The sequence below is a fragment of the Mogibacterium kristiansenii genome (genome assembly GCF_029224645.1).
GTDB lineage: Bacteria > Bacillota > Clostridia > Peptostreptococcales > Anaerovoracaceae > Mogibacterium_A > Mogibacterium_A kristiansenii.
The window spans coordinates 75,534-98,850 of the sequence record NZ_JAQXUZ010000021.1 but is presented as its reverse complement, the minus strand read 5'-3'; the positions used below and the strand labels follow the sequence as shown (position 1 = coordinate 98,850).

Sequence of the window (23,317 nt, the reverse complement as noted above, 5' to 3'; positions counted from 1 at the left end):
TTCAATCATAGCTTTATAATGTTAGCACAAGCGGAACCCTTTTGCAAGAAATTTTTGATATAAAACAATGATACAGCAAAAGTAGGAGAAACCGCGGAAACCTTTTAAAATATGGGCGGGATTTCTTGAAAGTCTTTTGTGAATATTATATAATGAAATGAATATTTATATATAGGAGAGATTCAATGGAAAATTTAGGTCTGAATGAAATACGAGATTTATTCAGAGATTTCTTTGTCAGCAAGGGTCATTACGCCGGAAAGAGTGCTTCTTTGATTCCTCAGAATGACAAGAGTCTTCTGATTATCAACTCGGGAATGGCACCGCTGAAACCGTATTTTGCCGGAGTGGAAACCCCGCCTTCGAAGCGCATGACTACCTGTCAGAAATGCATCCGTACCGGAGACATTGACAATGTCGGAAAGACGGCAAGACACGGTACGTTCTTCGAAATGCTGGGCAACTTCAGCTTCGGAGATTACTTTAAAGAGCAGAGTCTCACCTGGGGATGGGAATTCATTACGGAGTGGCTCAAGATGCCGAAGGATCGAGTATGGGCAACTGTATATCAGGACGATGACGAAGCCCACGACATCTGGGTTAAATTGGGCATGCCGGAAGATCACATTGTCCGCCTGGGCAAAGACGACAACTTCTGGGAAATCGGTCTGGGTCCGTGCGGTCCTTGCTCCGAAATCTTCTTTGACAGAGGCGAGAAGTACGGCTGCGGCAAACCGGATTGCAAACCGGGCTGCGACTGTGACCGTTATATTGAATTCTGGAACCACGTATTCTCCCAGTTTTCCAAGGAGGAAGACGGGAGCTATTCAGACCTGGCACATAAGAACATTGATACCGGAATGGGGCTGGAACGTATGGCCTGCATCATGCAGGGTGTGGACTCCATCTTCGATATCGACACCATCCGCCACATTCTGAATGCGGTCGCTGAGAAGGCCGGAGTGAAGTACGAGCAGGGCAGCGAACAGAATGACATCAGTCTGCGAATCGTTACCGACCACCTGAGATCCATGGTATTCATGATTTCCGATGGTATCCTGCCGAGCAACGAGGGCCGCGGTTATGTGCTTCGGAGACTGATCCGCCGTGCGGCAAGAAACGGAATGATTCTCGGAATCAATCAGGATGACTTCCTGGCAGAGCTGGCCGATAAGGTGATTGAGGTGTCCGGTGGCGCTTATCCGGAACTGGTGGAGAAGCAGGAATACATCAAGAAAATCATCCGGAACGAAGAGTCCCAGTTCTCCAAAACTCTGGCGAACGGGCTCTCCATTCTCAACGATTATATGAGCGATATGGATGCCAAGGGCGAGAAGGTTCTGGCCGGAGAATTGGCATTCAAGTTGTACGATACTTATGGATTCCCGATTGAGCTCACTGAAGAAATCCTGGCAGAGAACGGAAAGACCCCGGATATGGAAGGCTTCCGCCAGAGCATGGCAAACCAGAAGGAAACCGCCAGAGCCGGTCAGAGAGATACCTCGGATGAAGCGTGGAAGGATGCGGGTGCGTACTCCCATCTTCCGGCAACGGAATTTCTGGGTTATACCGAGACCGAAGCAGAGGCAGAGGTTCAGTTCTGCGGTTCCTATGACCGGGAGCGCAAATTCCTGATTTTCAACCGCACACCGTTCTATGCAACCAGCGGCGGCCAGCTCCACGACACGGGAATCGTAACGGCAGGTGAAGCGAAGTATCACATCGTGGATGTGGTAAAAGAAAACGGCATCTTCCTCCACGTTGTGGACGCCGATGACAGCAAAAAAATGGATGCAGTATCCGAAGGCGACCGGGTGACCTTGAAAATCGACTCCGTAAAGCGGAATCGCATCTCCAGAGGGCACAGCGCTACCCACCTGCTGCAACAGGCGCTTCGGGATGTATTGGGCGACCACGTCATGCAGGCCGGATCCTATGTGGATGAAAATTACCTGCGATTTGACTTTAACCACTTCGAGGCAATGACGGGAGAAGAAATCCGAAAGGTAGAAGATATTGTCAATGCACACATCGACGAATTCCTGCCGATTCAGATGCAGGAAATGCCGATTGAAGAAGCGAAAAAGATGGGCGCAATGGCCCTGTTCGGTGAAAAATACGGCGACATCGTTCGGGTAGTCAGCATGGGAGATTACAGCGTAGAATTCTGCGGTGGTACCCATTTGGATAACACCGGAAAGATTGGCGCATTCAAGATTACCGCAGAGTATGGCGTGGCTTCCGGCGTTCGACGGGTGGAAGCCGTCACCGGATCCCAGGTGATTCAGTATCTGGATGCAAAGGCAGCAATTCTGGAAGAAGCTGCGACGGTATTGAAGACCGGCGAAAAGGATCTTCCAAAGAGAGCGGAACAGCTGCTTCAGGACAACCGGGATCTGGAAAAAGAGCTGAAAGCCTTGAAAGCAGATCAGATTGCCGGCTCCGTGGATGCCATCATTGCTTCGGCAAAGGATGTGAACGGCGTCAAATTGATTACGAAGCGTTTTGACGACACCGATGCGGACCAGCTCCGAGAGATGTCCGACGCGATTAAGGAGCACACCGATAACGTTGTAATGGTATTCGCCGCAGTGAACGACGGAAAGATTATTCTGATTGCATCGGTCAGCGAAGACTTGGTATCCAAGGGATATCACGCCGGAAAAATCATTAAGGAAGTGGCGAAAGTTGCCGGCGGCGGTGGCGGCGGCAAGGCCGGAATGGCACAGGCCGGTGCGAAAGATGCTTCAAAATTGGAAGATGCTTTTGCAAAAGCGGAAGAACTCATTGCGGTTCAGTAAGGAGGTATTGCTATGAGTAAAGATACAGTAGTTTTCGAGGGAATCAACGAACAACAGATGACCAACCGTGAGATTCTGGAAACCATCTACAATGCGCTGCAGGAAAGGAATTACAATGCCATCGACCAGATGGTGGGGTATCTCACATCCGGAGACCCTTCCTACATCACCAGCCACAACAATGCCAGACATCTCATCCTCAAGGTAGATCGAGACGATCTTCTGGAAGAGATTCTCACCAGCTATCTGGGAGTTGAGAAGAAGTAATGCGAAAACTAGGACTGGATGTAGGGGATAAGACCATCGGCGTTGCCGTAAGCGACGAATTAGATATCACCGCCCAGGGCGTAACTACCATAGACCGTGTCGGCATTCGAAAGGATGCCGGCAAGGTGATGGATTATGTTCGGGAATACGATTGTGATACCGTGGTAATGGGTCTTCCGATTAATCTGGATGGCTCCGACAGCGTACAGACCGAGAAGGTACGTGAATTCCGAACCATGCTGGAGAACAAGATGCGCAGCTCCGGAATGGCTGACGTCAAGGTGGAATGGCAGGATGAACGTTTTACCACCGTTATTGCCGAACGGGTGCTGATGGAAGCGAATATGAAGCGGAAATCCCGTAAAGAAGTTGTTGATAAGCAAGCTGCTATTATTATTTTACAGAGTTATATGGACAGGGTGAAAAATGGAAAGTAAAGTCAAAAATCATGATCTGAGTTTTCTCTCTTCCAATGATTACTGGGGCAGAGGCATTATGATCGGCACAAGCGGCCGTCGGATTGCTGTTGCCTATTTTATCATGGGAAGAAGTGAAAACAGCCGAAACCGTTACTTCTATCAGGAAGGGGACAAGGTGGCAATTGCACCGTACGATCCGGCAAAGCTGGAGGACCCGACCTTAATCATCTATTATCCGGTAAAGACCGTTGGAAATCAGCTGATTGTTACCAATGGAGATCAGACGGATACCGTAGAAGAACATCTGAATCAGGGAGGTACTTTCGAATCCGCTCTGCGTACTCGGGAGTTTGAGCCGGACGAACCTCATTTTACCCCTAGAATCAGCGGAATCGTGGATATGACGGATGGCACGTTCAAGATGAGCATCCTGAAGAATATCGACGGTATCGGCAAGGAATGCGGCCGTTATTTCTATGAATATGCGCCGGTGGACGGAACCGCTCGTTTCATCCACACCTATGAGGGGAATGCCACTCCGCTGCCGACATTCGAGGGAGAACCTTGGAAAGTGGAGATTCCGGAGGATTTGGATGTATTCACCGAAACCATCTGGAAGAGCCTCAACGAGGACAACAAGATTTCGCTTTGCACAATGATGATTGATATGGACACCAACGAAAAGGACGTTCGTATTCTGAACAAGAGAATGGGAGACTAGCATGGATAATAAGATGGAATATAAATCGCCGCTTTCTTCAAGATATGCCAGCAAAGAAATGAAGTACATTTTCTCCGAGCAGAAGAAATTCACCACATGGCACGAACTGTGGATTGCCCTGGCAAAGGCAGAGAAAGAGCTGGGACTGAACATCACCCAGGAACAGATTGATGAGATGGTGGAAAATAAGGATATCGTCGACTTTGAGGTGGCGGAAGCCAGAGAAAAAGAAGTTCGTCACGATGTTATGAGCCACGTTTATGCATATGGCAAGCGCTGCCCGAAGGCAGAGCCGATTATCCATCTGGGTGCAACATCCTGCTACGTTGGCGACAACACCGATATTCTTCTCATGAGAGATGCGCTGAAGCTGATTCTGGAGAAAGCCATTCAGGTGGAACTGAACCTTACTCGTTTTGCCATCGAGTACAAAGATTTGCCATGCCTGGGATATACCCACCTGCAGCCGGCACAGCTGACCACCGTGGGCAAGAGAGCGACCCTGTGGATGTACGAACTGGCAATGGATATCGTCGAGCTGGAGCGTCGTCTGGAAGATCTGCGGATGCTGGGTTCCAAGGGAACCACCGGTACTCAGGCAAGCTTTATGGATCTCTTCGAGAATGATGAGGAGAAAGTAAAGAAACTGGATCAGCTAATTGCGGAAGATTTCGGATTTGCCGGATGCGTTCCGGTTTCCGGTCAGACCTACTCCAGAAAGGTGGATTACAACGTGCTTTCCACACTTTCCGGCATCGCTCAGACTGCATCCAAGTTCTCCAACGATATGAGAATTCTTCAGTCCTTTGGTGAAATGGAGGAACCGTTCGAAGAGCATCAGATTGGTTCTTCGGCAATGCCGTACAAGAGAAACCCGATGCGTTCGGAGAGAATCACTTCTCTGGCGCGTTATGTCATGATCGATTCCCTGAACCCGGCAATCACCGCTGCGACTCAGTGGTTCGAAAGAACGCTGGACGATTCTGCCAACAAGAGAATTTCCGTACCGGAAGCGTTCCTGGCAGTGGACGGTATTCTGAACCTGTTCATCAACATCAGCAGCGACATGGTGGTATATCCGAAGGTTATTGAATCCAGAGTGATGGAGAAGCTGCCGTTTATCGCAACTGAGAACATTATGATGGAAGCCGTAAAGAAGGGTGGAAACCGTCAGGAACTCCACGAGAGAATTCGTGTTCACTCTCACGAAGCGACACTTCGCGTAAAGAGAGACGGACTCAGCAACAACCTCATCGAGCTGATTGCCAACGATCCGGACTTCGACCTTTCCGAAGAGGAAATTCGTGCCAGCCTGAATCCTTCCCTGTACGTGGGAAGATGCCCTTCCCAGGTAACCGAGTTCGTCCAGGATGTAATCGATCCAATCGTTCGCAGACATCCGCATGAAAACATCAGCACGGAAATCAACCTGTAGGAATCATATAACACGGATGGAGGAACACAAGCGATGAAACAAATCGAATTGAAATACGGATGCAATCCGAATCAGAAGCCGGCTTTCGTATCCATGAAGGATGACAGCGAACTTCCTTTTGAGGTTCTCAATGGAAGACCGGGATACATCAATCTGCTGGACGCTTTGAATGGCTGGCAACTGGTAAAAGAAATTCACGAAGCGACTGGCAAAGCGGCCGCTACATCCTTTAAGCATGTCAGCCCAACTTCCGCCGCCATCGGCCGGAAGATGAGCGATCGTCTGAAGAAGGCGTGCTTCGTGGATGACATCGAAGGACTGGATGATTCCGAAATCGCCACTGCGTATGCTCGTGCCAGAGGCACGGATCGCATGAGCTCTTTCGGCGATTTTATCTCCCTCAGCGATGTCTGCGACGCAACCTGTGCGCGGCTCATCAAGAGAGAGGTGTCTGACGGCGTTATCGCTCCGGGATATACGGAAGAAGCGCTGGAGATTCTGAAGCAGAAGAAGAAGGGCAACTACCTGATTCTGCAAATCGATCCGGCTTACGAAGCACCGGAAATGGAAGAGAAGCAGGTATTCGGCGTGACCTTTACACAGAAGCATAACGACTTAAAGATTGAGCCGTCTTGTCTCGAGAACATCGTGACCGAGAACAAGGAGCTGCCGGATGAGGCGAAGGAAGATATGCTGATTGCATTGATTGCACTGAAGTATACTCAGTCCAATTCCGTTGCCTTCGCTTACGACGGTCAGACCATCGGCATCGGTGCGGGACAGCAGTCCAGAGTGCACTGCACCAGACTTGCCGGAAGCAAAGCGGATAACTGGCAGTTGCGCCTCACGGATAAGGTTCTGAACCTCCCGTGGAAAGCCGGAACTCGCCGTCCGAACAAAGATAATTTTATCGATCGATACATCGCAATGGAGGATACGCCGGAAGCAAACGTAGACATCGACTGGACGGAACTCTTCGAGACCAAACCGGAACCGTTTACGCTGGAAGAGAAGCGCCAGCTCCTGGACAAGGTGGACGGTGTGACTTTGGCGTCGGATGCGTTCTTCCCGTTTGCGGATAACATCGACCGGGCGAAGGCCAGCGGTGCCAAATATATTGTACAGCCGGGAGGATCCACCAGAGACGACCTGGTTCTGGAGGCATGCAACAAATACGGAATGGTTATGTGCTATAACGGATTCCGTCTGTTCCACCATTAATATCGAAGAAAATGAACTAAAAAAGCAGCTCTTTTGCAGCTGCTTTTTTCTTAGGGAGAAGAGGAGAATCGCTGATGAACGATTTACAGATTGACTATTTTATGGCAGTGGCAACCAATCTCAGCTTCACGAAAACATCCGAAGAACTTTTCGTGTCTCAACCGGCCATCTCCAAACAGATTTCCCTGATGGAGAAAGAGCTGGGCGTAAAACTGTTCATTCGAAACAACAAGAAGACGACCCTTACGAAAGCAGGCGAACTGTATTACGAATTCTTCCGGGAATATAAAAAGGAACTTCGGGATACCATGTACAAGGCCGCGGCGCTGCAGCAACAGGACCCGGAAGTTATACATGTGGGCTTCATGGAAGGATGGGATTTGGCCGAAATCCTGCCGGAGGTGCTGCGACGGTTCCACGACAAGTATCCCAATACGAGATTGGCCATTGATTGCTGCGGTGTAAAAGAATTAACAACACTTCTTCTTACCGACAATATACAGGTTGCTCTTACAATGAAGAATTCGCTGACGGATTTTAATGAATTGTATCAAAATACGGTGGCGACAACTCGAAAGCTTCTGATTTATTCTCCGGCTAATGAGCATGCCGGAGCTCCGGACGTGAATCCATCGGATTTTCGCCACGAGAAGTTTTTTGCCCCTTGGGAGATTGTGGGAAAGATGATTACCCGGTTGCTTGCGACCTATTGCGAACCTTACGGATTCACTCCGGAAATTGAATTCGTTCACAACAGCGAATCTGTGATTACTTGCGTTCGTAACAACATGGGCGTGGCCATTGTGGACGATTGGGTGTGGTGCATCCACTCTCCAACCCTCCGATACATTGAATTGGAGGCTGTTGATGAGATATGTGTGACCCGAATGAAAGAAGGCGTGAATGAGCAAACATTGTTCCTCACAGAGCTGCTGGAAGATGTGGTAAGATCTCGTCATTCATAAACAATCGGTTATTCATTACATGAAAAAATAAGCATTATACAAAACGTATTATTGTGGGTAAAATATAACCATAATAATACGTTTTGTTTTTAACAACCATACAAAATATTGGAGGACGAAAAAATGGTACATAAGAGCAAAAAACTAACCGCTGTGTATGCGCTGATTATGGATTTGCCGCTGAGCATCCTCATTACGCTGATTTCTCTCGTGTTGGCAGGAAATCTCGCCGCACCGATGTTCATCCGTATGGCAATCCTCGCCTATGTCATTACTTTCTTTGTGAACTTTCTCCCGGCACCGAAGTGGGGATTTGATTTCGCCATCAAGCATTCGAAACCGGGAACGTTCAAGTTCGGTTTACTGCTGAACCTCGTCGTTGCAGCGGTATTCGTAGTAATTCTGGACCTGATTATGACCGCGGTGGGCGTGCTGGTATTCGGAGGCGGCACCTTCCAGATGTATATCGTTTCCGTTCTGGGAGGATTCGTTCCATGTTATGTTCCGACGCTGATTATCGCAATGCTGTGGAATGGACCGGCCGACAAAATGTCCCGTGCAATCGTGGGTGAACCGATGCCGGAAATCCCGACCAGCTTCTAGTGCAGCTTTAGAATATCATAAAAATATGATACGCTGATTACAGGATGTGCCCGAGGTGTGCATCCTGTATTGTATATGAAAGAGAGGATATTTAAAATGAAAAGACCTGATTTTTATCCGGTACGCAGCCTGATCTATGTAGATTTGGCAAAGGAAGATTACAGAATTCACCTGGAAAACTGGCTCTACAGATACCATATTCCGGACAGCATTTCTCAGTTCGGACCTTACGTATCCAAGTATGCGTTCTATCAAGCTCTGCCGGTTCCGGAAGGCGGCGAGCGTTTCGGTACGGTAAGAATGCAGATGACGGAGCATTACTGGCTGGCAAATCCGAACGATATTCACGAATTCGTACACCACAAGGCATTGACCGAGTATTTTCCGCCGGATGTACTGGTATGGCAGAACAACCTCCCGGACCCGGCAGATGGTAACAGCTCCGCAGACGAAATGAACTTCGAAGGAGACGATGCAAGAGCTACTAAGGGAAATGAAAACCTGGGCACCGTTCCGTTCATATTTGCCTTTATCCCGGTATGGTGGGAAGAGGACTTCAAGGGGGAAGGCAGAACCGTGGAAGACGGTCCGAACTACAGATGGCAGTTCATGGTTCGCTATCCGGATGGTGTCTCCATGGAAGAAGGGGATAAATGGCTAAAGGAAGAATTCATCCCGGCGTACACCGCTCAGGACGAAGTGACACGCTGCCTCTCCAGCAAAATCATCAAGTCCGTCAATGACTGCGAATTCGACCGCGTCGTAGAAATGTGGTTCCCAAGTCCAAGCGCTTGGCAGAAGGCCACAAAGGAAGCGGCTCAGAAGGTGGCAAAACCGGATTGGGCGGAGACCGAGGATTTCCCATATCTGAAGAAGTCCTATGGAATCTCCGGAATCTTCCTGTCCGACATCGCTCGTTCCGACAATATGACTCAGTACCACGGCTACATCACGATGAGATAGTCCGAGGAGTCGTATGAAGAAAAAAGAAATATTAACACTGGCCCTGTTGGTGGCAATTCTGCCGCCGGCCTGGGCCGTGGCTTCTCCTTATTTCGGGGTAAAAGTAGGTCCCATCGCGCTGATAGCGGCCGGAATCTACGGCACGAACGGAAATAGTTTTAAGGATGCCTTCAAAATCGCAGCAGGTTACCTGGCGGGAGACCTTTGGGGAATCATCAGCTCTCTGATAATGGCTCATACCACCCTAAATGGGGACCTGACTCTGTTTATGACGTTGTTCGTGCTGGGTTTCCTGGTGGTGCTCATTTCCCAGTGGCTGCCGAAGGTTTTCTTTATGCCTTCCTGGCTGGCCGGTTGGGCCATCGCCATGCTTACCTTTAATTTAGACACCTCGACTTCATTGTGGAGTCTTGGACTGCAGGTAGGAATTTCTATGCTGGTGGGCGTATACTACGTGGGTGCCCTGATGGATAAGATTCAGCGTGTTATCTGCGGAACGGATGCGCAAAAATAACGATAGTCGACGATATTAGTTTATCATTCACTCCTTAATACATGAAAAACCGAAGACTGCAGCCATTCGCGAGGATGAGCTGCAGTTTTTCGTATGAGAAGCGTTTTGCACTTTACCGTAAACAATTATCGCTAACTTGAATTCATTTCCTTAGCGCAATTTATTTTGGGTTATAACAACTGTTTTTATATATTTTTTTGTAATATGAACACGATTTTATGGTATAATATTTATTAATTTAAAGGCGGTCTGATGGACCGAAAACAGCGTCGGATGGCCGTAATACACAATCAGGAGGAACAATTCATATGGAAATGACAGGTGCACAAGTCGTGGTAGAATGCCTGCTGGAGCAGGGCGTGGATACCGTGTTCGGGTATCCCGGCGGCACAATTCTGAATATTTACGATGAACTCTACAAATACCAAGACAAGATTACTCACTACCTTACCGCACACGAGCAGGGAGCGGCGCATGCGGCGGACGGCTATGCCCGATCCACCGGAAAGGTGGGAGTATGTCTGGCCACTTCCGGACCGGGGGCAACCAACCTCACCACCGGAATCGCCACTGCTTATATGGACTCATCGCCGGTTGTTTTTATCTGCTGCAACGTAGGGCAGAAAATGCTGGGCAAGGATGCTTTCCAAGAGGTGGACATCACCGGTATTTCCATGCCGATTACCAAGACAAACTACCTCGTACGGGATGTGGACAAACTGGCGGATACGGTGAGAGAGGCTTTCGGCATTGCCAGAAGCGGCCGGCCGGGACCGGTGCTCATCGATATTACGAAAGACGTTACTGCAGCGAAGGTGGATTATGAGCCGATTCCCCAGGAAAAGCATTCCAGAACCGGTGCCCTGGGCAAGCTGATTCGCCGTTCCAGCACCAGCAGTTTGCTGAGACCGGAACCGGATCAGAAGGATATCGACATTCTGGTAGATATGATTAAGGAATCCAAGAAGCCGATGCTAATCTGTGGCGGCGGCGTAACACGAAGCCGGGCTCACGAAGAGTTCCGGGAATTTGCCCGCAAGGTGGATGCTCCGGTGGCCATCACACTGATGGGCGGCGGTGCCATGGACGGTGCGGATCCGCTGGCGACAGGAATGATTGGCATGCACGGATCTCAGGCATCCAACCGCGGAGTAGACGGCTGCGATCTGCTGATTGCTGTCGGCTGCCGCTTCTCGGACCGGGTGGCATTGAAGCCGGATTCTTTTGCCCGTAACGGAAAAATCGTTCATATCGATATCGACCGGGCCGAAATCAACAAGAACGTTCAGACAGACCACCATATCATCGGCGATGCGAAAATCGTGCTGGAAAGACTGAATGAGAAGGTTCCTCAGTACGACCACAGCGAGTGGAAGGAGTACGTGTTCTCGTTCCCGACCGAGACCAAATACGATCTGGACGAGAACGGTGTAATGACGCCAAAGGAGATTCTGGCTACCATCGAAAGCATGGTTCCGAAGGACACGGTGGTTTCCACCGACGTCGGCGAGCACCAGATGTGGGCGATTCAGCACTTCCACTTCAGCTATCCGGGACAGTTGCTGACTTCCGGCGGATATGGCACCATGGGCTTCGGTCTGGGCGCTGCGCTGGGTGCAAAAGCCGGAAATCCGGAGAAAACGGTCATTCATATCACCGGAGACGGTTCCTTCCGGATGAACTGCAACGAGCTGGCCACCGAAGAGTTCTACAAACTGCCGGTAATTACTTTTATTTTCAACAACGGCGTACTAGGCATGGTGCACCAGTGGCAGGATTTGATGTATGATAAGCGTTACAGTCAGACGATTCTGGACCGCGGGCCGAATTTCGTCAAATTGGCGGAGGCCTATGGCATGAAGGGGGCTCGTGTGACCAATATCGAAGAGCTTCAGACAGCGATTACCGAAGCGCTGGAGGAACAGAAAGAGGGCAGAGGATATCTGGTGGATTGTGCGGTTGCAACGGATGAAATGGTTCGGCCGATGGTAAACGGCGGTACCAACATTACAGAATTTCTGCTGAATTAGGGGGTAAAAATAGAATGAATACGACTCAGAATACCGAAAAAATCAGACGCACTTTTTCCGTTCTGGTAGAGAACCGTCCGGGCGTGCTTTCTATTATCAGCCGGCTGTTCTCCCGAAACGGATTTAATATCGATTCCTTTTGCTCCGGTCCGACTACGGACCCCAATCTGACCCGAATCACCATCGAGGTGTATGCGGATGACAATCATGCGAACCTGCTTTTGGCGCAGCTGAACAAGATGGTGCCGGTGTATTCCGCAAAAATGATGGAGCCGGCGAAGACCATCCGCCGAGAGTTCGTGCTGTTCAAATGTGAAGCGAAGGAATATGAAACGCGAAACGAAATCATCCAGATTGGCAATATTTTCCGAGCAACGGTAATCGACGTATCTTCCGACACCTTGACGCTGGCCATGATTGGGGAGGAGAACAAGATTAACGCCCTGCAGGAGTTGCTGGAGCCGTTCAACATCCTGGAACTGGCACGTACCGGCAATCTGGCGATGGAGCGCGGCAAGTATACCATCGACGAGAAGACGAAAGAGAATATTGAGTTCAGTTACGGAAAAAATGTAACGGAATAGTACAACAGAAGAGCTCGAGTCAGCAATGACTTGAGCTCTTTTGGCAATTACAAGATAGGGAAACAAAAACGCATGAATGTACTTTTGATTAACGGAAGCCCAAAGGGCAAAAACAGCAATTCATTAAAGCTTGCGTACAGTTTTATCGAAGGGTTAAAAAGCGAATATGCGAACAACGGGAAAGAGATATCGATAGAAGAACTTCATGTCGCTTCCATGAATATCGACGCGTGTAAAGGATGCTTTACGTGCTGGAAGAAAACGCCCGGAATATGCTGCATAAAGGACGATATGCAGACCGTTATCGGCAAGCAGCTGAAAGCGGATATTATCCTCTGGTCTTTTCCGCTGTACTATTTCAACGTTCCGGGGATCTTAAAGAACCTGATCGATCGTCAGCTTCCCATGAGCCTTCCTTTTATGAGCTCCCGGGAAGACGGATACGGAAGCGGAAGCCACGATTCACGCTACAATATGGAAGGCAAGCGGCACGTGCTAATCTCGACCTGCGGTTTTTACTCGGCAGAAGGAAATTATGACAGCGTTTTGCGGATGTTCGATCATTTCCTCGGCAAGGGAAATTACGAGACAGTATTTTGCGGTCAGGGAGAGTTATTCCGGGTAAAAGAACTTTCCGCAAGAACAGAGGAATATCTTGATGCAGTAAAAGTCGCCGGTGCAGAATACGCCGAAACCGGAATGATATCGGCAAAAACCGATGCCGTTCTCCGCACACTTCTATATCCAAGAGAGGTGTTTGAAAAGATGGCAGATGCCAGCTGGGGCATCAACCGGACGACCGGAGAAAAAGAGCCGGAGGATCTTGTTTTTACCCGGCAGATGGCCGCACTCTATAACAAAAACGCGTATGACGGAAAAGAGCGGGTGCTGGAGATGCACTTTACCGATTTGAATCATACATATCAGATTCGGCTGGGCAAGGAGGGAAGTGAGGTTGTTGCAGATGGCAGCCTTACTTCGACGACTCGCATCAATACGCCTTTTGCGGTATGGTCGGCGATTTCCCGCGGAGAAATCGGCGGTGCCGAGGCATTGGGAAAACAGATGTACACGGTGGCCGGGGATTTTTCTCTGATGATTGATTGGGATAAATTCTTCGGAAGCAGGGCTGCAGTCGATAAAGCAGAGACAACAGGTTCGGATACGACGGAGCAGAAAAAACCGACCATGGCAGCCATGCTGATTCCATGGATTACCTTTTGGATTGCGGTTTCGATTAATCCGGCACCGGGGGCGGTGATTGCACTGACCGTGGCAGCTGCCATCCCGCTTTTGATGCGAAATCATAAATTGGTGATTTGGGACCGGCTCTCGATATTCGCCGTTGCGATTCTTTCCGCTGCTGCCAATATCACCGGAAACGGGGATATTCCCACAAATGCAGGTTATTTGATATTTGGCTTGTTCTGGCTGATTTCCTGCCTGACAAAGGAACCATTGTGCGCCGCATATGTAAAGTATAATTATGGCGGTGAAAGTGCACGTCAAAATCCGCTTTTTATGCGGACAAATTATATTCTTGCCGCAGCGTGGGGCTTGTTGTATGTGCTGACAGCAGCATGGACATTTCTGTTTCGAAGCGCCGGAATTGCAAATACAATTATCATCGTAAACAATTTGATTCCGTTGTTGATGGGGTTGTTCACATTGTGGTTTCAGAAATGGTATCCGGCAAGAATGGCCAGAGGAAAGACGAACCGAAAGTGATGACTTTATACAAGAAGAAGTATTGATATCCAAAATAATAAATAGAAGAAGGGAGTATGAGCTTGAAGAAATGCAACTATTCCTAAAAACATAATTATGGGAATAGTTGAATCGGAGATTATATCGAAACTCCGGAACACCATGTTAGATATGGACTGTTCCGGAGTTATTTATTAATGGGAAAGATTTCCTCCGCAGCTGCTGCCGTACCCGGCCGTGCAGCTGTAACACAACGCACAGGTATGAATCTTTCGAGGCGTAATCTCACCGGAAACCAGTTCAGAGATGTGCTGTGCACCTTCCGGCTTTAATCCCAGTACGTGGTAATATTCGCAGTCATAGAGACAGCCATCGTAGTCCACGTTAATCTGGTCTCGGCACATCACGCCCGGAATATTGTCCTCGTTGAAGTTGTCGGACTGCATCCGGATATAGGAACCCAGTTTTCCCTGATTCCGAAGTTCCCGGCCGAATCGTCCCAACGGAACGTTTCCGATCGCAATGAGATTGGTAAATTCAATTCCGTGTTCCTCCCGGAGCACATCCCGGTACGTGTCTTCCAGCATGATTTCGTTCGGCGGAAGATATGGACCATCCGTATTGTACACCAAAGTAAGCTTGCGGTTTTCATCCTTGCCATAGCCCAATTCGTTCAGCTTCCGAAGAATCCGAAGCGTCGGATCAAAAACATCGCTTCCTCGCTGTTTCTCCACCGTTTTCTTTTTATAATACGGAAGAGAACATACAATCTGTACGTTGTTCTCTGCGTACACATCGATTAGCGGCGCATATTTTTCATCATTGAGAATCACGATATTGGTACGCACCATAACCTGACCTGACTTCGATGCTTCCCGAATCAAATAATCCAGATTCGGATTCATCTCCGGAGAGCCGCCGGTGATATCCATCACTTCAAACGGACCGTTTCGGAAAGCGTCTAGACATTGATCCATGGTTTCCTTACTCATCATCTCCGTGCGCTTCGGACCGCATTCCAGGAAACAATGGGTGCAGGAAAGGTTGCATCCGTACCCCACGTTCACCTGCATGGTGGTCAGCTTCTCCTTCGATTCCAGTTCGTCGATACCGCGCACCTGACTCATAATGTCCGGAACATCGTAGCGTTCCTGTTCCTTCTTCAGATCCGAAAGCGTCACCGGAGCCTGATCCCCAACAAATCGTTCCGGATTGACCTCCATGGCCAATTCATCGTACAAGCCGTAGTGAACATCCCGGTTTCCATCCACTTGGAAATATCGGCTAAAACGAGATTTTCGAAGAATTTCCGCCACGTTTCCGCTGATGCCTACAGAGCGTTTCCGTAGGAAACGTATTTTTTCGTCGAAATCCATATAGCGTTTGTTTTCCTGCATGGTTCCCAGGTAAGTGGCACTCTCTCCGTAGTTCTCCTCCCGGTCTTCCAAAGCGGAACATTTAAAGGCCCGGACCGTGCAGGAATAGAACTGAGTATCGCCCACCAAACGAGCCACATCGAAATCGTGGGGTTGTATCGGGGTCTGTTCTACGATGTAGTACTTTTGGAATCCGCACTTTTCCATCAATCGACGGAAGTCTTCCAGATACATGGCTCCACCCATGCATTCGCCTCGCATCACCGGATCGTTCTGCACTTCCTTCGGAACTCTCCGGTCGGAGAATACGTCGGAGAAGTACATTTCTCCCCCTTGTTTCAGAATGCGATAGACCTCTCGGAACACTTCCTCCTTGAAAGGAGAAAGGTTGATGACGCAATTGGAAGTCACCACATCCACAGATTCATCTTCAATCCCGATGGATTTCAAATCCTCGATGTATCCCAGATGAAAGGATGTGTTGACCTTGGAATAGCCGAACTTTTCCGCTTGCTTTTTCTGATACTTACGGGCAACCGCCAACTGAGACTCGGTCATGTCTACGCCATGGACATGTCCGTTTTCTCCCACCAGCTTGGAAAGGATGAATACGTCTCGTCCGGTGCCGCAGCCTAAGTCTAAAGCGGTACAGCCCTCCAAACCCATGGGGATTGGAGAACCGCAGCCGTAGAACTGATTCAGAATATCCTCATCGATTAAAGGAAGAATATCTCGTACGTAACGGGGCGGTGCCGAACTGCAGCAGCAGGCGTTGGTTTTCAAGTCGTCGCTGCTGCCCAGAATGACTCCGTAATATTCTTTTATCTGTTCATGAATTCTGTTGTCCATAGCAATTAATTTCTACCTTCGTCCATCATGCCGAAGCATTCGTTGAAGAACAGCTTAATCTTAACATCGTATTTGTCTGCGATAGCATCAAATGCATCGTCCACGATATCCAGCAGCAGATCCGATTCACATACGGCACGGGCATTAACCACCAGCCGGAGTTTATCGGTTTTTTCCTGCAGCTCCTGGTCGTGGATGATGTCGTAGTCCACGCCAATCAGGCTGAACTTCGCGTAATCCTGATCCTTGCCAACAGCGAAGGTCTTCAGGTGCGGTACGTTTCTCTTGTTGGCAATCAGGCCGTCACGAATTTCATCAATCAGATCATCTACCAGCTGATTTCCGTCAAACTCGCTGCCATCCTTCGATGTGATGAATACGTTCCGGTTGAACCAGGACATGGTCTTCTCGGCAGAAATGAATTCCGGGCCGCCGTATCCAATATCGGTGATATTTACGCGGCTCTCCGCACTTAGGAGGTAATCCACCAGTGGTTCCAAGCCCGTCTTCTCCTTTGCGGAAATCGCAAATACCGGGATACCCGGACACGCTTCTTCCAGGAACTTCACGTACCGGTCTACTTCCTCGTCGGTCATCAGATCAATCTTGTTAAGAACAACGCAGTCCGCTTCTTTCAGCTGTGCCGCCAGGAGGAATTTCAGCTCTTCCGGCAGATGGATATCTGCCTTCTCCGGCATAATCATCCGCAGTCTTTCCGGGTCCGTTACAACGGTGAACGGTGCCAGGGTAAATTCGTCTTTATGATTCTTGTCCAAGTTTCCGTACACGTGATCCAGCGCACCGATACCGCAGCCAGGGATATCCGACATAACGATGTCCCGCGGATTCTGCTTGTTCAGTCTTTCAATTCGCTCAATCAGTGTATCCGGAATATAGCAAATGCAGTTTCCGCCGATTGGAGTTACTTCCACATTCTGACGACCGGAATATTCCGCATCGATGATGTAGTTTGCACCCAAATCGTTGGCGATGATTGCCGCACTCTTTCCGGTGCTGTTGATGTATTCGGTCAGCGCAACCATTGTGGTGGTCTTTCCGGCACCCAGGAAACCGCTTACTACCATGAATCTTTTCTTTTCCATTGAATTCTCCATTTCTACTATATTCTTTCTTGTACAAAAAAGCAGTAACGTACTTTATTATTATACCCTACTGCCTTTGTTTTTGTTCGAAAACAAGAATTCTTAATATAAATACTATCTATACCAATTCGCGCCATAAAAGAAAAAATCAATAGGCCTAGGCTACCGAGATTTCAAATACTCTACCTCTTCCTTGCTGAGCTTACGATAGGAACCGGTGGCCAGGCGCCCGATTACCAGATTTCCCAAGCCAATACGCTCCAGTTCCTGCACCGGATAACCCAGCGCATCGAACATGCGGCGCACCTGCCGATTCTTTCCTTCGTGTATGGTCAGATCCACAATGGTGGAGTTCTTATCGTGGCGCACCAGTTTCGCCTCTGCCTTGGACGTAATAAAGCCGCCGATATCCACGCCGTTTTCCAATTTGCGGATATCGTTCAAGGTAACGGTTCCCGCAGCTCGAACCCGATATGTCTTCGGAAACTCCTTAGACGGATGCATCAGTCGATTGGACAAGTCCCCGTCATTGGTGAGAATCAGCAGTCCGGAAGTATTGTAATCCAGCCGTCCAACCGGAAAAAGACGAATTCCCTCTGCCTGAACCAGGTCCAGTACCGTGGGACGTCCTTCCTTATCCATGGTTGTGGTAACATACCCGATTGGTTTGTTCAGAAGATAATATACATTCTTGGTTTCCGGTGTAATGACTCTGCCGAAAAGGCGAACCTCATCCCCTTCCTGCACGTCATATCCCGGTTCCTCCAGAACCTTTCCGTTCACGGATACCTTTCCCTTCTGAATCAATTCATCCGCCGCTCTTCGGCTGGCTTCTCCGCACCTGGCAATGTATTTATTAATTCTCATCTATTTTCTCTCCCTCTTCGTCATTCTCGTCGCTGTCAAAATGCATCTCAATCTGGCCGATATAGTCTTCGTCCTCTTCGTCGGTCTCCTCATCCGCAGCAGACTTGATTTTGAAGCCTTCAATATCCGGCAGGTCCTTCAAGCTTTCAAACCCGAAGGTCTTGAGAAATTCATCTGTGGTTCCGTACAAATTCGGTCGGCCGATTCCATCGGATTTCCCGCAGACTTCCACCATCTTTCGGTTCATGAGGCCGTCGATTACCCGTTCGCTTTTGATACCTCGAATGGTATCAATCTCTCCCCGGGTAACCGGCTGACGGTATGCGATGATGGCCAAAACCTCCAGTGCCGCCTGGGACAGACGCTTTACCTTAACCGGGCGGCAGAGTTTCTCGATAAATTGCTCGTTGTCCTTCAATGTCACGAATTGGAAGGAATCGTTTATCTCCCGAATTCGGATGCCTCGGCCTTCTTGTTCATATTCACTTTTCAGTTCCCGAAGAAGCTCTCGCACTTCCTTTCGGTCCGTTTCCAGCACCGTCGCTCCGTCATTGACGGACAGGGGTTCGCCCCAGACGAACATCATGGACTCCAGTGCGGACTTCAATTTCTTTCTACTGTACATTTGTTTGATCCTTCGTTCTCTTCGTGATTTCAATTTCGCCATAGACCCGATCCTGGGTAGCATTCACTTCCTGCATCTTAATCATTTCCAACAAGGACATAAAGGACAGAGTCCGGTCGTACCGATCTGCATTGGGTGCCAAAAGTTCCGAGAAGGATACGGAGTCCTGATTTTTCCATTTCCGTTCCAACATCGATGCCATGGCCGCAATTCGTTCCTCCACGGAGGAGCGATTCCGACGAATGCGTTCATACCGGTTCCGCACTTCCGCCAACCGCTTCTTTTTCTCCAGAAAAGAACGGAAGGTCCGGACAAATTTGTCCGGATCCGTCTTCAGCAGTTCTTCCGGCGAATTGAGATATTCCGAAATATCCTCTGCCGGCTTCGTGTAGATGCCGGAGTATTCTTTCTCCCGGCGCTGCAGCATCTCAGCGATTTTTTTCGTCTGAAGATATTCCGTAAGTCGTTCTGCCAGTTCCGTCCGGGGATCCTCTTCCACAATCATTTCATCCACTTCCGTCACGCGTGGCAAGAGCATCCGGGATTTCAGCCGAATGAGGGCGGCGGCCAGCACAATGAACTCGCTGCCCACCTCCACGTTCAATTCATCCATTTCCTTCAGATAGCCGATATACTGTTCCGTAATTTCCGTCACCCGGATATCGTAGATGTCCATGCGGGCATTTTCCAGCAGGTACAAGAGTAAGTCAAAAGGACCCTCAAACTGATCGATTCTCACTTTATACATGGGAGTCCTCCATTACCTTCCGCAGGGATTCGCTGTACGGCGGACGGGCAATCCCCTTCTCCGTCACTACGGCCGTGATGTACTCATGATCCGTCACATCGAACGCCGGGTTGTAAAAGGAGACATCGGCCGGTGCCATCGGCTCCCGATACCACATGGTCCGAATTTCTTCCCCGTCACGGCACTCAATCGGAATATCCTCTCCCGTATGCGCATCCATATCAATCGTAGATGTGGGAACAAACATGTAGAACGGGATTCCGTATTCCTTGGCCAGAATCGCCAGACCGGATGTACCAATCTTATTTGCACCGTCACCGTTGGCCGCCATGCGGTCGCAGCCGGCAACAATCGCGTCGATTCGGCCTTCCTTCATCACCAGGGAAGCCATATTATCGCAGATTACCGTAACATCCACATCGGATTGGTGCAGTTCCCAGGCGGTAAGACGCGCACCTTGAAGAAGCGGCCGAGTTTCATCGGCATATACGTGAAAGTTATATCCCCGCTCTTGTCCCAGATGAATCGGTCCCAGCGCCGTTCCGTATCCGGTCGTTGCGAGACCGCCTGCATTGCAGTGGGTTAGGATGCCCATCTCCGGCTTCAGCAAAGACAATCCGTATTCTGCAATCCGCCGGCAGGATTCCAATTCTTTATGGTGAATGGCGACGGCTTCCTCCAATAGTTTCTGAAGAATATCCACCTCCGATGTGCCGGCATCTCGAAGCGCTTCGTATACTTTCAACTGACGCTTCACGGCATATGCCAAATTTACCGCCGTCGGTCTGGACTGCATAAGAAATTCTCCGTCCTGTTCCAAGCCTCCGATGTGTCCGCTTTGATTCAGGTCGTTCTTCGCTGCGATATACATTCCGTATCCGGCGGCGACCCCGATTGCCGGCGCGCCCCGGACCGCCAAATCCTTGATGGCATCGTACACATCTTCCACCGTTGCGGCTTCCAGGTATTCCATATGATTGGGCAGCTTCCGCTGATCCAGCAGAAACAACCGATTATCTTCCAGCCGAACCGGCTCGTAATTGTTGTTCATCATCTATTTAAAATAAATCTCCTTCAAATATAATCCCTGTGGGGGTGCGGTAAATCCCGCCAACTGTCGGTCTCTTCCGTCCAGAATGCACCGGATTTGATCCGGTGTTCTTTTTCCCGTGCCCACTTCCACCAGTGTGCCCACCATAATACGCACCATATTGTACAGAAAGCCGTCTCCCGTCACCTCGATGACGGTGCGGTCTCCTTCCTCCTCGATGGTAAAACTGGATATGGTTCGCACAGTGGTTTCCCGTGGATTCCCGCCGGACGCCTCGAAGGATTTAAAATCATGGGTTCCGACGATGAATTTCGCCCCTTCCCGCATCGCCGCGTGATCCAGCGAATCCGCCAGCTGAAAGGCCATGTTTCGGCGAAAAATATCCCCGTTTCGCTCGATAATATACCGATAGGTCTTTCCGCGGCAGGAAAAACGAGCATGGAAATCCGGCGGCATCTCCCGAGCCTCCAGAATCCGTATATCCCCCGGCGCACCGCTGCGGCCGATGCCTCCGGCCCCAAAACGCTTGTTCAGAATAAAGGGCAGTTTCTCCGTTGGCAGTGGAAAATCCCACACAAAAGAAGCACACTGCCCCAAAGCGTGTACTCCTCGATCGGTTCGGCTGGTCCCGTTAATTGAAATCTCCCGGCCCGCGAGGTATTGGAGAACATGTTCGATTTCTCCCTGCACCGTTCGCTGCCCGGGCTGACGCTGCCAGCCACGGAAATTCGTTCCGTCGTATTGTATTTTTAATAGAATATTCTTTTCCATACGTTTATTATATCGTAAATTAGAAAATAATAAAAGAAATCACGTCCCACAAAAACAAAAAATAGACCGTCAATGCGGCGAATCCGTACGGAATCAACGGAAGGGTATGATTCTTTTCAAGACGCTTTCGAAGTGCAAGTATCAATGCATGGACGCCCATCAAAAGCTGCGTCCCCAAAAACAGAATCACAATGCCTCCGCTTCCGGCGATTAGCCCCAGTGCAGCGAAAAATTTCAAGTCCGCTCCGCCGATGATTTCTTTGCGATAAATTATTTTTCCAAAGAAGTAGACAATCAACACCAGAAATCCGCCGGTAACAGCTCCGGCAATGGGTTCCCACCAACGCTCCTGGAATCCCACAAAGCCAAGCGCGGATACCGCCAGAAGGATGCTGAACGTATCCGGTACGATTCGGTATTTTCCGTCACAGATTGCCATTTCCAACACGATGGCTAAGACGAACAACACCGCAATCTCATATTGCAGGCTAAACCGAAGGGCCAGAAATATTCCGATAATCCCAAAGTATCCCGTAAACACATATTTCCATGGGGTACTGGGCAGGCGCTGCCTCGTCCCATCACCGAGATCCTGAAGTTCCGGCGGCAGGGACTTCTGTCCGTCTTCTCCGATTTCCTCAAACCAGTGTGTCGGAATTCGGTTGAACATCACTACGCTTCCGTTTCCGAATATTACGGCCAATACGATTGCCGTGAAAATCTTTATTCCCAATAAAATATACGTATTCATCTGCTCCTTACAACATCCGATTCTTTAACCACGTTAACAAATAACTGTACACGTCTTCCCGATTTGTTTCGTTCAGGATTTCGTGCCGATCCTCTTCATACAGCTTAATGTGCACATCGGCAGCGGAATTCTCCAGATAGACCATGTACGCTTTGCGAACACCGTCTCCGTAATTTCCCACCGGATCCTCCGCGCCGGAAATAAACAGCATTGGGAACTTCTCCGGGAGCCGCTTCATTAGCTGTCGGTCCTGACATTTCCGAATGCCCTTGAACATATTGTAATAGGCATTCACCGTGAAGTGAAACTGACATAGCGGATTCTCTTCGTAAGCATCGACAACATCCGTATCCTTGGAAAGCCAATCATCCTTAGTACGAGGATTTTTAATCTTTCGGTTATTGGAGCCCAGCGCCATCTTTTCAATTAGACGGCTGCGATGACGATCTCCTCGAAACATTTCCGCAAAACCGCTGAGGGTGGTTCCCAGCTTCAGTGCAATGCCCGGCTGCCAACCGGTTCCCATTACGATGGCACCGGAGAGCCCTTCGGCATACGGAGCCGTCTCCCCTTCCACCAAATACTGTCTCAGCAGGAAGGATCCCATGCTGTGTCCCAGCATAAAGTATGGAATATCCGGCCACTGTTCCGTGGTCATCTTCCGAAGCTGATGGATATCCTCCATCAAAAAACCGTTTCCGCCTTTTCCGAAATAGCCAAGGTCTTCTTCCGACATTGCGGACTCGCCATGGCCCAGATGGTCTTCTCCCACCACTGCAAAGCCCTGACGGGTCAAATATTCCGCAAACTCTTCATACCGAGCGATAAACTCCACCATTCCGTGAACAATCTGCAGTACGGCAATCGGTTTGTCTTCCGGAGTCCACCGAATGCCGTGAATCATGTTTTTTCCGTCAGAAGACGGATACGTAAAATCTTCCCTCAT

22 protein-coding genes are annotated in these 23,317 nt (G+C 49.4%); 13 read left to right on the top strand and 9 right to left on the bottom strand.

Annotated features, from left to right (window positions below; all coding sequences use genetic code 11):
- The first annotated feature begins 185 nt into the window (after positions 1 to 185).
- The 13 genes from alaS (at position 186) to PUE40_RS06310 (ending at position 14,251) form a co-directional block, all read left to right on the top strand.
- Positions 186 to 2,801: an alanine--tRNA ligase gene (gene alaS / locus PUE40_RS06370; RefSeq protein WP_277672242.1), complete on the top strand. Its 2,616-nt coding sequence runs from the start codon at positions 186 to 188 to the stop codon at positions 2,799 to 2,801.
- Positions 2,802 to 2,813: 12 nt separating this feature from the next.
- Positions 2,814 to 3,068, top strand: a complete 255-nt coding sequence (locus PUE40_RS06365) for an IreB family regulatory phosphoprotein (protein WP_154553611.1) — start codon at positions 2,814 to 2,816, stop codon at positions 3,066 to 3,068.
- Positions 3,068 to 3,505, top strand: coding sequence for a Holliday junction resolvase RuvX (gene ruvX, locus PUE40_RS06360; protein WP_154553610.1), 438 nt, complete (start codon positions 3,068 to 3,070; stop codon positions 3,503 to 3,505). The genes PUE40_RS06365 and ruvX overlap by 1 nt, the downstream gene beginning before the upstream one ends.
- Positions 3,495 to 4,208, top strand: a complete 714-nt coding sequence (locus PUE40_RS06355) for an IMP cyclohydrolase (RefSeq protein ID WP_277672241.1) — start codon at positions 3,495 to 3,497, stop codon at positions 4,206 to 4,208. Before ruvX ends, PUE40_RS06355 begins: the two co-directional genes overlap by 11 nt.
- Before the next feature lies 1 nt (position 4,209).
- Positions 4,210 to 5,643 carry an adenylosuccinate lyase gene (purB, locus tag PUE40_RS06350; protein ID WP_206157263.1) on the top strand — a complete coding sequence of 478 codons (1,434 nt, stop codon included), beginning with the start codon at positions 4,210 to 4,212 and terminating at the stop codon, positions 5,641 to 5,643.
- Between the two features lie 33 nt (positions 5,644 to 5,676).
- Positions 5,677 to 6,864 (top strand): phosphoribosylaminoimidazolecarboxamide formyltransferase, encoded by a 1,188-nt coding sequence (locus PUE40_RS06345; RefSeq protein WP_154553608.1) that lies wholly within the window; start codon positions 5,677 to 5,679, stop codon positions 6,862 to 6,864.
- Positions 6,865 to 6,938: 74 nt separating this feature from the next.
- A complete protein-coding gene (locus PUE40_RS06340; protein WP_277672240.1) occupies positions 6,939 to 7,829 on the top strand; it encodes a LysR family transcriptional regulator in 891 nt (296 codons plus the stop codon).
- A gap of 123 nt (positions 7,830 to 7,952) precedes the next feature.
- On the top strand, positions 7,953 to 8,432 hold the full coding sequence (locus tag PUE40_RS06335; RefSeq protein ID WP_154553606.1) for a hypothetical protein: 480 nt from the start codon (positions 7,953 to 7,955) through the stop codon (positions 8,430 to 8,432).
- A gap of 96 nt (positions 8,433 to 8,528) precedes the next feature.
- Positions 8,529 to 9,395 (top strand): acetyl-CoA hydrolase, encoded by an 867-nt coding sequence (locus PUE40_RS06330; RefSeq protein WP_277672239.1) that lies wholly within the window; start codon positions 8,529 to 8,531, stop codon positions 9,393 to 9,395.
- Positions 9,396 to 9,408: 13 nt separating this feature from the next.
- Complete coding sequence (locus PUE40_RS06325; RefSeq protein ID WP_277672238.1) at positions 9,409 to 9,909, top strand: DUF1097 domain-containing protein; 501 nt, start codon at positions 9,409 to 9,411, stop codon at positions 9,907 to 9,909.
- A gap of 308 nt (positions 9,910 to 10,217) precedes the next feature.
- Positions 10,218 to 11,939, top strand: a complete 1,722-nt coding sequence (gene ilvB, locus PUE40_RS06320) for a biosynthetic-type acetolactate synthase large subunit (protein ID WP_154553603.1) — start codon at positions 10,218 to 10,220, stop codon at positions 11,937 to 11,939.
- 14 nt (positions 11,940 to 11,953) lie between these two features.
- Positions 11,954 to 12,523: an acetolactate synthase small subunit gene (ilvN, locus tag PUE40_RS06315; protein WP_277672237.1), complete on the top strand. Its 570-nt coding sequence runs from the start codon at positions 11,954 to 11,956 to the stop codon at positions 12,521 to 12,523.
- Positions 12,524 to 12,595: 72 nt separating this feature from the next.
- Positions 12,596 to 14,251: a flavodoxin family protein gene (locus PUE40_RS06310; RefSeq protein WP_277672236.1), complete on the top strand. Its 1,656-nt coding sequence runs from the start codon at positions 12,596 to 12,598 to the stop codon at positions 14,249 to 14,251.
- 173 nt (positions 14,252 to 14,424) lie between these two features.
- Here PUE40_RS06310 and arsS read toward each other — a convergent pair whose 3' ends face one another.
- From arsS to PUE40_RS06265, 9 genes are all read right to left on the bottom strand, one after another.
- Positions 14,425 to 16,455 (bottom strand): arsenosugar biosynthesis radical SAM (seleno)protein ArsS, encoded by a 2,031-nt coding sequence (gene arsS / locus PUE40_RS06305; RefSeq protein WP_277672235.1) that lies wholly within the window; start codon positions 16,453 to 16,455, stop codon positions 14,425 to 14,427.
- A 5-nt stretch (positions 16,456 to 16,460) separates the two neighbouring features.
- Positions 16,461 to 17,558, bottom strand: a complete 1,098-nt coding sequence (locus PUE40_RS06300; RefSeq protein WP_277672234.1) for a GTP-binding protein — start codon at positions 17,556 to 17,558, stop codon at positions 16,461 to 16,463.
- 162 nt (positions 17,559 to 17,720) lie between these two features.
- Positions 17,721 to 18,425, bottom strand: a complete 705-nt coding sequence (locus PUE40_RS06295; RefSeq protein ID WP_277672233.1) for a pseudouridine synthase — start codon at positions 18,423 to 18,425, stop codon at positions 17,721 to 17,723.
- Positions 18,415 to 19,050, bottom strand: a complete 636-nt coding sequence (scpB, locus tag PUE40_RS06290; RefSeq protein WP_277672232.1) for an SMC-Scp complex subunit ScpB — start codon at positions 19,048 to 19,050, stop codon at positions 18,415 to 18,417. The genes PUE40_RS06295 and scpB overlap by 11 nt, the downstream gene beginning before the upstream one ends.
- Positions 19,040 to 19,798 carry a segregation and condensation protein A gene (locus tag PUE40_RS06285; RefSeq protein WP_277672231.1) on the bottom strand — a complete coding sequence of 253 codons (759 nt, stop codon included), beginning with the start codon at positions 19,796 to 19,798 and terminating at the stop codon, positions 19,040 to 19,042. The genes scpB and PUE40_RS06285 overlap by 11 nt, the downstream gene beginning before the upstream one ends.
- Complete coding sequence (mtnA, locus tag PUE40_RS06280) at positions 19,791 to 20,852, bottom strand: S-methyl-5-thioribose-1-phosphate isomerase (RefSeq protein ID WP_277672230.1); 1,062 nt, start codon at positions 20,850 to 20,852, stop codon at positions 19,791 to 19,793. Before mtnA ends, PUE40_RS06285 begins: the two co-directional genes overlap by 8 nt.
- Positions 20,853 to 21,620 carry a tRNA pseudouridine(38-40) synthase TruA gene (truA, locus tag PUE40_RS06275; protein ID WP_277672229.1) on the bottom strand — a complete coding sequence of 256 codons (768 nt, stop codon included), beginning with the start codon at positions 21,618 to 21,620 and terminating at the stop codon, positions 20,853 to 20,855. It lies immediately after the preceding gene.
- Positions 21,621 to 21,639: 19 nt separating this feature from the next.
- Positions 21,640 to 22,371, bottom strand: a complete 732-nt coding sequence (locus PUE40_RS06270; RefSeq protein ID WP_277672228.1) for a prepilin peptidase — start codon at positions 22,369 to 22,371, stop codon at positions 21,640 to 21,642.
- A 7-nt stretch (positions 22,372 to 22,378) separates the two neighbouring features.
- Positions 22,379 to 23,317: an alpha/beta fold hydrolase gene (locus tag PUE40_RS06265; RefSeq protein ID WP_277672227.1), complete on the bottom strand. Its 939-nt coding sequence runs from the start codon at positions 23,315 to 23,317 to the stop codon at positions 22,379 to 22,381.